The sequence below is a fragment of the uncultured Psychroserpens sp. genome, from assembly GCF_947501425.1.
Lineage (GTDB): Bacteria > Bacteroidota > Bacteroidia > Flavobacteriales > Flavobacteriaceae > Psychroserpens.
The window spans coordinates 56,787-71,512 of the sequence record NZ_CANMVN010000001.1; the positions used below are offsets into that span (position 1 = coordinate 56,787).

The 14,726-nt window shown below is 31.3% G+C and carries 13 protein-coding genes; 2 read left to right on the plus strand and 11 right to left on the minus strand.

What is annotated here, in order from left to right; genetic code table 11:
- Positions 1-86: 86 nt before the first annotated feature.
- Positions 87-1,406: a phenylacetate--CoA ligase family protein gene (locus Q0951_RS00265; protein ID WP_299332721.1), complete on the plus strand. Its 1,320-nt coding sequence runs from the start codon at positions 87-89 to the stop codon at positions 1,404-1,406.
- Positions 1,403-2,566 carry a glycosyltransferase family 4 protein gene (locus Q0951_RS00270; RefSeq protein WP_299332724.1) on the plus strand — a complete coding sequence of 388 codons (1,164 nt, stop codon included), beginning with the start codon at positions 1,403-1,405 and terminating at the stop codon, positions 2,564-2,566. Before Q0951_RS00265 ends, Q0951_RS00270 begins: the two co-directional genes overlap by 4 nt.
- Here the strand turns inward: Q0951_RS00270 and Q0951_RS00275 are convergent.
- The 11 genes from Q0951_RS00275 to Q0951_RS00325 are packed head-to-tail and all read right to left on the minus strand — an operon-like array spanning position 2,563 to position 14,708.
- Positions 2,563-3,921 carry an undecaprenyl-phosphate glucose phosphotransferase gene (locus Q0951_RS00275; RefSeq protein WP_299332727.1) on the minus strand — a complete coding sequence of 453 codons (1,359 nt, stop codon included), beginning with the start codon at positions 3,919-3,921 and terminating at the stop codon, positions 2,563-2,565. The genes Q0951_RS00270 and Q0951_RS00275 overlap by 4 nt on opposite strands.
- Before the next feature lies 1 nt (position 3,922).
- Entirely contained in the window at positions 3,923-4,909 is a 987-nt protein-coding gene (locus Q0951_RS00280) for a UDP-glucuronic acid decarboxylase family protein (protein ID WP_299332730.1), read from the minus strand.
- Positions 4,909-6,219 (minus strand): UDP-glucose/GDP-mannose dehydrogenase family protein, encoded by a 1,311-nt coding sequence (locus Q0951_RS00285; RefSeq protein WP_299332733.1) that lies wholly within the window; start codon positions 6,217-6,219, stop codon positions 4,909-4,911. Before Q0951_RS00285 ends, Q0951_RS00280 begins: the two co-directional genes overlap by 1 nt.
- A gap of 49 nt (positions 6,220-6,268) precedes the next feature.
- Positions 6,269-7,378 carry a DUF1972 domain-containing protein gene (locus Q0951_RS00290; protein WP_299332734.1) on the minus strand — a complete coding sequence of 370 codons (1,110 nt, stop codon included), beginning with the start codon at positions 7,376-7,378 and terminating at the stop codon, positions 6,269-6,271.
- Positions 7,353-8,642, minus strand: coding sequence for an O-antigen ligase family protein (locus Q0951_RS00295; RefSeq protein WP_299332736.1), 1,290 nt, complete (start codon positions 8,640-8,642; stop codon positions 7,353-7,355). Before Q0951_RS00295 ends, Q0951_RS00290 begins: the two co-directional genes overlap by 26 nt.
- A 1-nt stretch (position 8,643) precedes the next feature.
- Complete coding sequence (locus Q0951_RS00300) at positions 8,644-9,810, minus strand: hypothetical protein (protein WP_299332739.1); 1,167 nt, start codon at positions 9,808-9,810, stop codon at positions 8,644-8,646.
- The gene (locus Q0951_RS00305; protein WP_299332743.1) at positions 9,807-11,003 is read right to left on the minus strand and encodes a hypothetical protein; all 1,197 of its coding nucleotides are present in this window, start codon (positions 11,001-11,003) and stop codon (positions 9,807-9,809) included. The genes Q0951_RS00300 and Q0951_RS00305 overlap by 4 nt, the downstream gene beginning before the upstream one ends.
- Positions 11,000-11,977 carry a glycosyltransferase gene (locus Q0951_RS00310; RefSeq protein WP_299332745.1) on the minus strand — a complete coding sequence of 326 codons (978 nt, stop codon included), beginning with the start codon at positions 11,975-11,977 and terminating at the stop codon, positions 11,000-11,002. Before Q0951_RS00310 ends, Q0951_RS00305 begins: the two co-directional genes overlap by 4 nt.
- Positions 11,959-12,846 (minus strand): sulfotransferase, encoded by an 888-nt coding sequence (locus tag Q0951_RS00315; RefSeq protein ID WP_299332746.1) that lies wholly within the window; start codon positions 12,844-12,846, stop codon positions 11,959-11,961. The genes Q0951_RS00310 and Q0951_RS00315 overlap by 19 nt, the downstream gene beginning before the upstream one ends.
- Positions 12,836-13,399: a DapH/DapD/GlmU-related protein gene (locus Q0951_RS00320; protein ID WP_299332748.1), complete on the minus strand. Its 564-nt coding sequence runs from the start codon at positions 13,397-13,399 to the stop codon at positions 12,836-12,838. Before Q0951_RS00320 ends, Q0951_RS00315 begins: the two co-directional genes overlap by 11 nt.
- 1 nt (position 13,400) lies before the next feature.
- A complete protein-coding gene (locus Q0951_RS00325) occupies positions 13,401-14,708 on the minus strand; it encodes a flippase (RefSeq protein ID WP_299332750.1) in 1,308 nt (435 codons plus the stop codon).
- Positions 14,709-14,726: the final 18 nt, after the last annotated feature.

Below are 14,726 nucleotides of genomic sequence, written 5' to 3' on the forward strand. Positions count from 1 at the left end.
AAAATAATCGTTTTTAGCTTTTAAGTAAACTTCGCAACAAGACTTTTTTTTCTTTACTTTACAACAAATACAAACACTCTGCTTTTTTGAACCTTTTCGATTTTTCTTTACAACTCAATGGTTTTCCTTTAAAAAAGGCTAAAGCTGAATTGGTTCAAATTCAAAATATAACAAATACAGACTTTAAGTCTTTTCTCGATCAGAAATTACAAGCTATTATTAATTATCATTTAGAGCATAATTCCTTTTATAGGTCAATGGCTGCCTCTATTGATCCTAAAGTCTGGCATACCGTTCCTGTAATGACCAAGCGAGATCTTCAAAAACCTCTTGAAGAACGGCTGTCAGACGGATTTACAACAAAACGTGTTTATGTTAATAAAACCTCTGGTTCATCTGGAGACCCTTTTGTGTTTGCTAAAGATAAATTCTGTCATGCATTGACTTGGGCAGTTATTCAAAATCGGTTTGGATGGTACGGCTTAGATTTCAATACGTCTAAACAAGCTAGGTTTTATGGTATTCCTTTAGATAAAAAAGGCTATTATAAAGAAAGAGTTAAGGATAGTTTAAGCAATCGTCATAGGTTCTCTGTTTTTGATCTTAGCGATGCTGCATTTGAAAAGCTCTTAAAAAAGTTCAAGTCCACAGCGTTTGATTATATCAATGGATATACAAGTCCTATTGTTCAATTTGCTAAGTTTTTAAATCGAAAAGAAATGAATTTAAAAACAATATGTCCAACATTAAAGGCTTGTGTAGTAACTTCGGAAATGTTATTTGAAGACGACAAGGTGCTTATGGAGGAACAATTTAGCGTGCCTGTAATTAACGAATATGGTGCTTCTGAATTAGATCTTATTGCGTTTCAGAATCCTAATAGCGATTGGCAAGTGAATAGTGAGACTCTTTATGTGGAAATATTGGATGATAATGACAATGTATTGCCATACGGAGAGGAAGGGCGAGTTGTTATCACATCCCTTTACAATAAAGCTCACCCGTTCATTAGATATGATATTGGTGATATAGGTGTGCTTTCTGAACAAAGTACCTTAAAACTGCCGATTCTAAAAACACTTATTGGTAGAACTAATGATATTGCTATTTTACCTAGCGGAAAAAAAGCTGCTGGATTAACATTTTATTACATTACCAAGAGTATCATTGAAGACGATGGAAATGTTAAAGAATTTATTATTGAACAATTAGACAAACACCTTTTCAATATCAAATATGTAAGTACTTTTGTGCTTTCTGAGGAGAAAACAAATATAATCACTGAGGAAATGGAGCGCTATCTTGAGAACGGATTGACCATTACTTTCGAGAGACATGAAGAATTAGAACGTTCTGTAAGCGGAAAATTAAAACAGTTTACATCCTTTGTAACCTCAACATCATGAGTAAAGATTTATTGATCATAACCAGTTATTTTCCACCAGAAATTGGTGCTGCATCCAATAGAATCTACCAAATGGCAAATGGATTGCAACAACATGATTTTAATGTAAAAGTTCTCACTCCCTTACCAAACTATCCAACAGGGAAAATATTTGAAGGGTATAAGGGCAAATTCAAACATACATCAGTTGAAAAAGACATGAAGATCTACAGATTGTGGATCTATGCAAGTAATTCTAAAAACAAACTACTTAGATTAGTTGCTATGCTCTCTTATAGTTTTAGTTTGGTTTGGTTTTTTATGTGGAATAAAATTCCTAAAACGGTCATTATCCAGTCTCCTCCTCTACTTGTCGCTTTTACATGTATGTTATTCTTAAAACGAAAAAATAGAAACCTAGTATTGAACGTGAGTGATCTTTGGCCAATAGCTGGTCTTGAACTGGGTGCGTTTAAAAAAAATTTCAGTTATCGGTTATTAGAAAAAATTGAACGGTTCAATTATAACAAAGCAAGTTTAGTTTTAGGACAAAGTGAGGAAATATTGACTCATGTAACTTCAATTTTAAAAGATAAGCCCACATTTTTATATCGAAATTTTCCAGATTTTGAAATCCCTTCATTACAACAAACCAAGACTCAAAACAAACTAAAGATTGTCTATGCTGGACTTTTAGGTATTGCTCAAGGTATTTATAAGCTTTGTAATGAATTAGACTATTCAAATATTGAATTTCATATCTATGGCTCTGGTGCCGAACAATCTAAAATTGAACACTTTATTTCTACACATCCAGAATTACCTATCAGTTTTCATGGTCGAGTTACAAGAGAGGAGCTTCATGTAATATTAATGCAGTATGATGTTGCTATTATTCCGTTATTGAATAGAATTTACGGTAGTGTTCCTTCAAAAATTTTTGAATACGCTCGCTTAGGCTTGCCGATGCTCTATTTTGGAGGAGGAGAAGGAGAAACAATTATTGAGCAAAACAATTTAGGATGGGTTGCTGAAGCTGGAGATTATGATAATCTAAACCATGTGATCTCTAAAATTGATGCTTCTCAAATTTCAGAAACATACAAAAAAAGTATTCAACATACAGCAGTCTCTAATTTTGATTTCACAGAGCAGTTGAAGCGGCTAAAAGGACTGCTTTAATAAGCCTTATCTTCTCCCTTAACAGCATTTACAAACGTTTGTGTAATTATTTTCAGGTCTAAAAGTATTGACCAGTTTTCGATGTAGAAAATATCATATTTTACTCGTCCGATGATGTCTTTATCTGTTTCTATTTCACCTCTAAAGCCACTAACTTGTGCTAAACCAGTAATTCCCGGTTTAACAAAATGGCGTACCATGAATTTATCTATTTTCTTTGCGTAAATGTTAGTATGACTTACCATATGAGGTCTAGGACCTACGACAGACATATCACCAAAAAGAACATTAAAGAACTGTGGTAATTCGTCAATACTGGTCTTCCTAATGAACTTCCCGATTTTGGTAATTCGTTGATCTCCACGAGTAGCCTGAAATAAATGAGCATCTTTATTAGGCGTCATAGACCTAAACTTATAACAGTCAAACTCTTTGTAATTAAATCCATTTCTGGACTGCTTAAAAAACACAGGACCTTTAGATTCAATTTTAATTAAAATAGCGATGATAGGTGTTAGCCATGACAAGATAAATATGATGACAAGACTAGAAAAAAAGATATCAAATATTCGTTTCACAACCATATTGAAAGAGTCCTCCAGAGGGATATCCCTTAATGATAAAATAGGAATATAATCATAGTACTCATACTTAAGTTTTTTAGAATAAATTTCTTTATTGTCAGGGAGAAACTTTAGTATTTTCAAATTGTTATCTGCAAAGTCTACAATTTCACTAATTTGTGAGTTGGTCAACTCAGAGATTGAGCAGTAAATTTCATCGATTTCAGCATCTTTAATATACTCAAAATACGTTTCAATATTGGTGTCCTTTTTATCCTTAAAACAGAACGTCTTTACATGTACGTATCCGTATTCTGGGTTCTTATTGAAAAAGTTTTCAAGTGCATGTGTTTTTTTATTATCTCCAAAAATGACCGTTTTTCTGAAGTTTCCGCCAAAGGATATTCTATATTTTTGTAACAAATAGTAGACTGTAAGCTTAAAGAACGATATGCATAAAAATACAGCAATAATGTATTTAAATATGGTGGGTGGATATATATTCAAATCAGGATAATACCCAGAGAAAGAGAACATTATCAATGTAAACAATACCATTTGCGTTAATGTTAAAGACAATATCTTTACTTCTCTAGTATACCTGTAAACCTCATAAAAATTTGAATACACAGATAAAGTTACCCATGATATTGTAGAAAAAGCCACAAAAACAAAAGGGTCAATATTTTTAAAAAAATACAATAAGGCAAACCCATTAATAATACTTAAATCGATTAAGTATGAAATGGGTCTTAAATAACCTGAATATCTTCCGTGTTTAAATAAGCTCAATTTATGTTTTTATGTGTTTTGAAAAATCTCTATGTTCTTTTTTAAATAAATCTTCTTGAGATAACCCTTGAAAATACTCATAGGTTTTTCTCATTCCCTCTTCTCGGGATACTATTGGCTCCCAATTTAGTAACTTTTTAGCTAATGAGATATCGGGTTGTCTTTGTAAAGGATCATCAACAGGTAATTCTTTATAAACCACTTTTTGCTTAGTATTAGTAAGCTTGATAATTTCTTCTGCAAAATCTCTAATAGAAATCTCATGTGGATTACCAATATTAACAGGATACGGATAATCACTAAAAAGCAATCTGTAAATTCCTTCAATTTGATCATCGATGTAACAAAACGATCGTGTTTGTAATCCATCACCAAAAACAGTCAAATCTTCACCTCTTAATGCTTGCCCCATAAATGCTGGGATTACTCTTCCATCATTAAGTCTCATCCTTGGTCCGTAGGTATTAAAAATTCTAACGATTCTAGTTTCTAAACCATGAAATCTATGATAGGCCATGGTAATAGATTCCTGAAAGCGTTTAGCCTCATCATACACTCCTCTTGGACCAATAGTATTTACATTACCATAATAATCTTCAGTTTGTGGGTGCACAAGAGGGTCGCCATATACCTCAGATGTAGATGCAATTAATAATCTCGCTTTTTTTGCTTTGGCCAGGCCTAATAAATTATGAGTGCCTAAAGATCCTACTTTAAGCGTCTGTATTGGTATTTTTAAATAGTCTATTGGACTAGCAGGTGATGCAAAATGCAATATGTAATCTATGTCTTTTTCAATGTTGATATGCTCAGTAACATCATGCTCTATGAATTCAAAATTTGGATTTGAATTTAAGTGCTCTAGGTTGCGTTTATCTCCTGTTATGAAGTTATCCATTCCAATAACATGAAACCCTTCCTTAATGAAGCGATCACATAAATGAGATCCTAAAAATCCAGCAGCTCCTGTTATGAGTACATTTTTCATTATGAAATATTATGTCTTCCTATCGATGTATATGAAAACCCTTCATTTTTTACGTCATTTACGTCATATAGATTTCTTCCGTCAAAAATCACATGACTTTTCATTTCAGATCTTAATTTTTGAAAGTCTGGTGTTCTAAATATACTCCATTCTGTACAGATAATCAAAGCATCGACATCTGTCAAAGCATCATACATATTGTCGGCATAATAGAGTTTGTCTTCAAATTTTTTCTGGACGTTTGACATTGCTTCAGGGTCAAAAACTCTCATTGAGGCTCCTTTATTTAGAAGATCTTGAATCATGTATAAAGATGGAGCTTCTCTTATATCATCAGTTTCTGGTTTAAATGCCAAGCCCCAGATTCCAAATGTTTTTCCTTTCAAGTCGTTGTTAAAATGAGACTCAATCTTAGGTATCAATATTCTCTTTTGAGTGTCATTGACCTTAATTACAGATTTCAATATGTCAAATTCGTAATTGTTGTCCTGACCTGATTTATATAGAGCTTTAACGTCTTTTGGAAAACAAGAGCCACCATATCCAATACCTGGAAATAAAAATCGTTTTCCTATTCTAGAGTCGGTTCCCATACCCACTCTCACTTTATCTACATCTGCACCAACTTTCTCGCAGAAGTTAGCGATTTCATTCATAAATGTAATCTTGGTTGCCAGGAATGAATTGGCAGCATATTTAGTGAGTTCAGCAGAACGTTCATCCATAACTAGTATTGGATTACCAGAGCGCACAAAAGGCTTGTATAATTTTTCCATGAGATTTGTTGCCCTCTCAGAACTCGAACCTACAACGATACGTTCTGGTTTCATAAAATCGTCAACTGCAAATCCTTCTCTTAAAAACTCAGGATTTGAAACAACATCAAAATCCACATTGGTTTCGTTAGCAATTACAGCTTTTACTTTATCTGAAGTACCAACAGGCACCGTGCTTTTGTCTACAATTACCTTATAATCTTTTATTTCTTTACCTATCTCCTTAGCTACTCCAAGCACATATGATAAATCTGCAGAACCATCTTCATCTTCTGGTGTTGGCAATGCGAGAAAAATAATCTCTCCATGATCTAAACCATCTACCAATGATGTAGAGAAATTAAGCCTGTTAGCTTTAATATTTCTTTCAAATAAAACATCTAGATGTGGTTCATAGATTGGAACAATACCTTGACGCATTTGGTCAATTTTGCTTTGATTGATGTCAATACAAAGAACATCGTTTCCTGTTTCTGCTAAACAAGTCCCTGTAACCAATCCAACATAACCTGTTCCTATTACTGATATTTTCATATATTATTGTTATTATTTTAGTTGACAAATGTAACAAACTATCGATTAATTAATCTAGTTGATTTTTTTTAGTCATTACTTTTTTAAAAAACTCTAAATATTGGTTATTAATTATATCCCAACTGTAAGTGTTTTCAATCTTTTTATTTAAGTTTTTCGACAAGCTTGAGTATTCTAATTTATGTAACGTATCAATATACTCACTTACCTGCTCTGAGTTTTCAAAATAGAAGGCATCTGTTTCTAAAATTGCCTTATTAAAAATGTTGTCATTAGCTACAATTAAAGAATTGGAGGCCATAGCTTCTAATAAAGATGGGTTTGTTCCTCCTACAGAATGACCATGGAAATATAAATTTGAAAAATATCTCAGGTTATTTAAGTGTTCTATATCATAAATACCTCCAAGAAACTTAATGTGGTCATCAGCCTTATATTTATCTTTTAAATATTCACCAAAACTATTGACATCGTGTTTACCAATTACAAGAAACTTGACTTTATTCTTTGCCTTTGAAGCACCATCTAGAATGGTTTCTAAATTATTCTCAGGCTCAAATCGGGCGATTAATATGTTATATTGTTCTCTTTCAACCTTATATAAATCAAGAATTTTTTCATTAGGACTTAGAAAGCAATCAGCTCCATAAGCGATATACTCTGATTCTTTATTGTAGGTTTTGAATAGGTACTCTTGTATTCCGATTGAGTCTGAAATCAAATAATCACTACTGTGTACTGCTAGTTTTTCTGCATACTTTAAAAACCGCCGTACATATTTATTGTATTTAGATCGTTTCCATTCCAGCCCGTCCATGTTGGTAATGATGATTGGTTTTTTAGGCATAAATTTATGCCATACAGAACTACTGGTATACCCTAATTGAAGAATGATATCAAAATCATGTTTTCTGGCGTTTATAATACAGTTATAATCGTAAAAAAACTGGCCTGCTGTGCCAATTTTATCTTCGTAATCTTTACAATAAATTAAATTAACACCGTTGTAATTAGATTCTTTATATGGATGTAATGTTGAGTTGTAGACATAAACTTGATGTCCTTGATTAACTAAAAATACTGAAAAAAATTCAGCAAATTGTTCAAATCCTCCATGATGATTTGGGATACCTCTAGTGCCTAGTATTGCTATTTTCAAGATTGAATGTGTTGAATAAAAAGAGTGAATTAAAGAAATAAAAGAAAATAATGCCTTTGTTTCTTACTAAAACCACTTCGAATATAAAAACAAAACATATCAATAGCAAAAAATAAAAATGAAGTTGATCTTTTTTTAAAATTGCAGTTTTAAAAGAGTAAAATAAATAGGCAACGAAAAATAGAAGCACAAAGACACCATACATAACAAATGTATGAATGTATTGGTTGTGCACATTAAAGTTTTCGTACCAATTAGGCCCTAGATTATAAGAAAAATAATAATAGTTAAAATAGCCTTTTGTATCTCCTTGTCCATAACCAAAAAGTACTTTTTTGTCTTTAACGGTATGGTATAAATTTATTTTTCCTAAAATATACCTTAACTCTAAATCACTAATGTCTGTTTTTTCTTCATAGGTGAAAAGTTTCTTTTTGGTAAAATCATTTGTAGGCTGAAAAGACGCAATATTGTCATTGAATCTTAAACCGTTTTCAAATCTTTCTTTGATAAATGAAATATTATAAATTAATACCGCCAGCACCGAAAATGTCAATATGAAACCTATTTTTCTCTTTTTGCTTTTCACTTTAAAAAAGAAAAAAACAATAAACGAAATAAAATTAAAGGCTAAGACCGCCTTTGAGGCACAAAGCACCAATCCTGAAATTAGGATGAGAATGGATCCGATATAAAGTGGTTTGTTTTTCAATACCTGTCGGATTTCTTTTGACGATATAAAAAACACATAAAACAGAGCAACAGATAAATACATTGAAAAGTATACAGGGTGCTGATCGTACAGTCTTGTAAACTCATGGAATGTGAGACCTTCTATAGAGTTATTACTAATGGCCTTAATAATGGCATAGGTTAATAATATTAGAGTGCTTAAAACTGAACTTAAATAAAAGACTCTAGCAACTTTTGATATGACTTGTTTAGTAATGTTTGTATTTATCATTACTACTGCAATTAACAGAATTAGCAGAGTTAAATCTAAGTGCTTAAACCCTAAGGCGCTGTTTTTACTGAAGAAAGCACTAACTACTGTAATGATAAAAAAAACGATTAAGTACCAGGCTTTGAAATTTTTTATTTTATGAATATTTTCCTTTTGAAAAAAAAGAACATTAAAAGATACTGCCAGAATAATTGCTAAGTTTCCCAAATTAACAGCAAAAGGAAGTGTTGCAGATATCAGGCATAGTAGAAATAACTTAATCTTATCCCTTCTCTTTAATGTAAGATTAACGAGTTTCATCTTAAGATAAAATTAGTTCAATTATTTGTTGAGTTTTAGTTTCCCAAGAATGTGTTTTTAGATCTATTTTGTTTTTGTGATTTTCACAGCTTTTAAGCGCATCTGAGAACTCAGAAGCATTATTAATGATATAAACATGATCTAAAAGGTTTTCCAAGCCATTTGATAGTGTTCCAACCACCTTTTTTTGCGTAGCCAAATACTCATACACTTTAATTGTGTTTGCTCCAGATTTCTTTTTTTCATCAATAACATAAGGCACAGTACAAATGTCGAAGTTCTTCACATAGTCTGGATAAACATCATAATGCTTATCACCTAGGTAGTGTACATTCTCTCGCTTTATGATCTCGTTGAAGATTGTTTTATCTAAAATCTGACCAACAAAAACAAATGAAACGTCTGGCGAGGCTTCTGTGGTCTTATTAATTAACTCAACATCTAATAAGTGAGAGATTTTACCTCCAAATCCTACAATTGGTTTTTTAATTTGAGACAAATCATCAGGTATGCTTTTACTTGCACCAACAAAACGAGATACATCTACACCATTTGCAATCAAATGAATATTTTCAACACCATATTGTGTTTTAAACTCGGATATATTATCCACAGAGTTGGTAATCCAAAAATCACATGTTTTAGAAAACTGCATATAATTCTCGATAATTTCCTCTTTGAGTTTACTGTAAACACTAAACTTCGCAAAATTGTCCCAGGCATCAAAAATAGATACTTTTGGTTTTAGTTTTGATGACAATCTAGATGCAAAAATATTTTGATTTAAAAGAGAGTAATTCTCTTTTATTCCTAAATGAGCTAATGACTGATTTATGAAATTTACATATTTATCACTACCGTATTCAGAAATAAACCAATTGTAATTTTTAAGCGCCTGACCAACAACATCAACAGATACGTAGTCGATTAAGTATGTGTTTTTTGAATATTCATATAATTTACAACCACCATTTGACAAGATAAGTTTTCCTTTTATAAGGCCTCTTTTTCTTTTCAATTGTATTTCTAATAATGTAGTAGGTCTATTAATTATTACACAAATATCTTCACGGGATTTGAAGGCCTCTATAAAATGGGCATCTCGAGTTCTGGAGCCTTCAAGTAAAATTTTTCTCCAATCATGAAATGGTACTATTACTATATTCATGTATTCTTAGTTCTTTTTTGTAGTAAGCTGATAAAAGTAATCATTAATGCTAAATCTGAAAAAATTGTGGTCATAAAAGCATAAATTAAAATCACTACAAATATCAAATTTGTTGTTCCCTTTGATAAGTTTAAGCTGGCTGCAAGTGCATACAAAAGCATCACAACCAAGATCAAACCAATTATCCCAAGGTCGGCATAGGCCCAAATAAGTTGAGAAAAATGTTTTGTGCTTGTAAATTTTCCTTTAAGTACATCAAAATATGAATATGGCCCTTCACCAATTATTCGTAAAGGCTGACTTGTAACATATGTGATTACTACCTGAGGTCTTTTTGCTATTCCTCTTTCGTAATTTCTTAATGACTTAGCTGGATTGTATTCCCTTTCAATAAAATAGACTTCTCTTTCAAAAGCTTTAATATTTCTTAATTGAAAAAAGCCTATTGGTAAAATTATGAGAGCCGCAAAAAAACCAACTATTTTAATACGCTTAGGAAAAGAGTTGTAAATCAAATAAATAATAAAAAAGGCTAACAGTAACTTTGTAACATTTGATTCTGCAACAAAAACCGTTATAATTAGATAGACAAGAACTAATCTTGGATATTTAGTGATTGCAAAGTTTTCGTTGTTTTTATAAACATTAATAATGTTAAACAATAAAAAGAATCCTAAAGAGTGATCTGCTTTCAAAAAGAATGTACCAAACATAAAATCAAAAGAAGCAATTTCCTGACTACTCCTATTAAAACCTATAAAAAAATCAAAGCCTACGTTTTGTATAAGTAATACAGGTAGCTGAATAATAGCAATTAATAAAAACAGCTTACTAATGGCTAGTTTAGCGACATAATACTCTTTGTTGTTTATTTTAAAAAACAAATAACAGCCAAGTGGTACTAAAACGAATATGAGGTAAATAAGGGTCTTAACAAGATTGGTTTTGTTAACGATTCCGCTTATAAGAATAACAGAGATTAGTAATACATGTAAAATGATAACTTTATTCAAAAACAGCTTTCGCTTAACCGCTATGTAGATGAAATAAGTAAGGAAGAATAATGATAATACACCATACGTAAATACAATGTTAGGAATTCCAATAAAAAACTGAAACACTCCGCCTATTAAAAAACAAAAAACAGTAATTAAAAAAAATGAATAGATGTATAATTTGTTGAACTTAATCATGTTTTCATTTTATTGGATGCGGATACAGCTTTGAATATCAATGGTAGCTTCCAAATATTTTTAGGTTTCAATAGTGTTAAAGTAGACAAAAGTATTAAATATAGATATTTATTTAGTGTATAAATCAGCTTATTAGTGACGAAATTTTTTTCAAAATAGATATTGTTCCTCACAGAATAAAATATAGCATTTTTTGATTCGGTAGCAAAAAAGCGTGTTTTAAAAAATGACTTCTCTTTTTTTAAATGAAATGATAGTTCTAAATCCTCAAGAATGCTATCTAAAACTAAAATAATTTTACCTCCATTTTTTGTTATTCGATAGGAAAACTCATGATCATCTGCATAAAGAAACATATCCTCATTTGGCAATCCAATAGTTTCAATTAGCTCTTTTTTAAAAAACATACCTCCATAAGGAGCCACAGCAACTACTCCTGATGAATGATTATTTGTAGTTATTATTTCTTTTGAAAAAAGAGTTCTAACTTTTTTAACAACATGAAATCCTAAAAAAGAGTTCTTAGGACCTAGCATTAAATACGGATTATTTCTTCGAATTGCATCTTTATAAATCCCTCTATCAGGACGATAAGATAACAAAGACACTAAAGGATTATCTCCCTTGACATTGGATTTCCAATAGTTTAATAAGTGATTTAATGCATCCTTTTGTGGTAAATTGTCATCATCAATTAACCATAGGTATTCAATATCTTCTAGAAGTATTCTTTTTATTCCTTCACTAAAACCCTTTGCAGAACCAGAGTTATAGCCCAAATCGTGAAGAATCAATTTTGGGTAATTTTGTTTTAAATCATTAAGTTTTATTAACGTATTTTTATCAACTCCATTAATGACAACTACCATCTTTTTAACAGAAGAAGATTTGAGCGTTTCATCTATTGTTTTAGAAATTAAATCAAACCTGTTTCCATACGTTAATGTTACAACTCCTACGTTTCCTTCAACCATCTACTAAGATTTAAATTAGTAATAGATTGAAGTTCTTTTATATCATCGGCAAAATAATTGTCAATGAATTCCCGCTTCATATCATTATCAACTTTATAGCGTATTTCCTTTCTGTTAATCATATCTATTTTGCTGATAATGGTCTTTCTCAATTGGCTTGACGGAATTAAATGCTTCCCAAATTTTCTGATTAAACCCGGTTTATCTACAAAATCCCTTATCATTTTACTTTTAGGAACCGATGCTTTATTACTATTTACAGCTATTTCGTATTCAAAATCATGTAATCCTAAAAAGGAATTGATTCTATGAATTGTGTTTGATTTATCATCTAGGAAATCGTCTTCAAAACGAAGGAATAAAAAATTAGACATGTCATAGAGCTCTAAATACCTCTTAATTTGTGTACTGTATAAACTCCGACTGCCATAGCTTAAGTAAAGTTGCCCAAATGTATCTTTTGCTCTTTCTTCTTCTTTAAGTATTGCTTCTTTAAATTCTAAAGTTTCAAACCCCCTCCTTTTTGACATCAGGTACTGAGAATATGCTCTATCAAAAGGATTTCTGAAAATCACTATGAATTTAACATCTGGCCCAATATCATTAAAAATTCGTTTTGGCGCATTTTGAGAACACAAGTATTCTGGGTCTATTTCTCCAACCACTTTTCTGTCTTCCAGATCTTTAGGAAACAGTTTAAAGTAATCTTTTAAGTTTCTCGTATATAATTCATCGTGAGAAAAATAATGGGTTTCTTTATTTAAAGGAAGTCCTATTTGCGGATTTTGGCTCAGAATATCATGTAGTGATGTTGTTCCTGATTTTTGCGCTCCAATACAAAAGAAGTCTACCTTATTATTATTTATCATCTCTTAATTTTAAAATTCTAGCAGGTACACCACCTACGATTGTATTTTTTTCTACGTCATTAGTAACTACTGCATTTGCAGCTACAATTGCTCCAGATTGTATGGTTACTCCCTTAGTGATTACAACACCATGCCCAATCCATACATTATCATGAATAGTGATAGGTTGGGTCGATTTTCCCTGCTCAATAATATTTTTATTTAAATCTGAAAAGTTGTGATCAGTATCTCTTATGGAAACACTATCTGCAATCATAACGTTTTTTCCTATAGTGACTCGGTCATTTACTCCAATAACACTAAAAGAACTTATATAAGAATTTTCACCTAAAGTCAATGTGCCAGAGCCTTGAATAATGACATTAGATTTTATCCTTGAGTTGGCTTCAAAAACTACTTTCAATTTCGTTTTCTCCCACCAAAACGGGATAAGTTTAACATGATAACCAATGGTAATTTTACCTTTCTTTTTGATTAGAATGAAATATTTCAACAAAAAAAAAGCAGTGCTTATTCTGTTGTTTATTTTGGAAGCAATTTTGTAAATAATCATATTAATTCTTATTTGAACTAAATGGCAAATAGTAAGTAGTTATACCTAACCTATTCTTTACAAAAATAACAGAAATTAAATTAAGCAAAATACTACTTGATGCTGTAGCAATAGCGGCTCCTAAAATACCATAAATAGGAATTAAAATTAAATTTAGTACAATGTTTAAAATTGCACTAATCAACGTAAAATTTCTTAAATTTTTATGGTGTCCAGTCATGTTCATTATTTGTCCAACACTACCTGACATAGCATTAAAAAACTGTGAAATCATAATGATGACCAAGGCTGTACCTCCAGCAATAAATTCGTCTCCAAAAATCGATAAAACAAACTTATTGGCTATGACTATGATCAACACAATTGGAGCTGTTAATAAAAAAATCAACTTGGTTGATTTGGCAATCATTTGCTTCATTTTATCAAATTGTGAACTGCTGTACAGTTCTGAAACTTTTGGTGCCAATACCAAATTAATGGATGTGATAGCAATAATAGCTATTCTAGCTATTCTAATAACCACATTGTATATCCCAACGTCTGCTTTATCGTTATAATACCCTAACATTAACGTATCGGTCCATCCCATAATAAAAATAAAAGAGCTTGTAGCAAGCATAGGCAAAGAATAGTGCATAAGTTGCTTTACAGGGTACTTTTTTAAATTTGATGTAGGTGAACTGTTTCTGGTCCAGAATAAGCTTAAAACTAAAGCAATTGCAACTCCTATGGCATAGGCTTTAATTATAATGGCGTCATCAACTGTGTGAAACCCATAAAAGGCGATCAAAACCACTAGAGACCCAATTAAAAACGGCGTTACGTGTGATAAAATACCAAACTTAACGATGTCTTTTTTTCCTCTTAAAGTTTCATAGTTCAAACGAAGTAAAACTAAAGGAGCTAAAGTAATAGCTGCGACTATAAAGAACCTGTTAAGGCTGTCATCTTTATAAAATTCAGAGAGAAATTCCGAAGAAAAATAAAGAATCAGAGCTCCAATAACTGAAGACAGTACTATTAAGCTTAAGGATGTTTTTCTAAAGTGATATTTACTTTTGATAGATTGATCTGAAACAATCTTAATGGTAGCATCTGGAATGCCTAAAGCAAACACTAAAGCGAATACATTTAGAACAGTAAAAGCTATTGAAAACCTACCGTAGGATTCGGCTCCAAAACATCTTGATACAATAAGAATAAAAGCATAGCTCAATGCTAGACCCAGTATCTTTAAAGCAAAAGAAAATATCGTTTTTTTGGCAAATTCTCCTTTAGATATATTTTTGATTTGTTGAAAGTAATTCACCTTATTTTCAAAATAGCA

Coding starts and splice junctions, on each gene's coding strand:
- Q0951_RS00270 (WP_299332724.1), top strand. CDS start 1,403: ATGAGTAAAGATTTATTGATCATAACCAGTTATTTTCCACCAGAAATT.
- Q0951_RS00280 (WP_299332730.1), bottom strand. CDS start 4,909: ATGAAAAATGTACTCATAACAGGAGCTGCTGGATTTTTAGGATCTCAT.
- Q0951_RS00285 (WP_299332733.1), bottom strand. CDS start 6,219: ATGAAAATATCAGTAATAGGAACAGGTTATGTTGGATTGGTTACAGGG.
- Q0951_RS00295 (WP_299332736.1), bottom strand. CDS start 8,642: ATGAAACTCGTTAATCTTACATTAAAGAGAAGGGATAAGATTAAGTTA.
- Q0951_RS00300 (WP_299332739.1), bottom strand. CDS start 9,810: ATGAATATAGTAATAGTACCATTTCATGATTGGAGAAAAATTTTACTT.
- Q0951_RS00305 (WP_299332743.1), bottom strand. CDS start 11,003: ATGATTAAGTTCAACAAATTATACATCTATTCATTTTTTTTAATTACT.
- Q0951_RS00310 (WP_299332745.1), bottom strand. CDS start 11,977: ATGGTTGAAGGAAACGTAGGAGTTGTAACATTAACGTATGGAAACAGG.
- Q0951_RS00315 (WP_299332746.1), bottom strand. CDS start 12,846: ATGATAAATAATAATAAGGTAGACTTCTTTTGTATTGGAGCGCAAAAA.
- Q0951_RS00320 (WP_299332748.1), bottom strand. CDS start 13,399: ATGATTATTTACAAAATTGCTTCCAAAATAAACAACAGAATAAGCACT.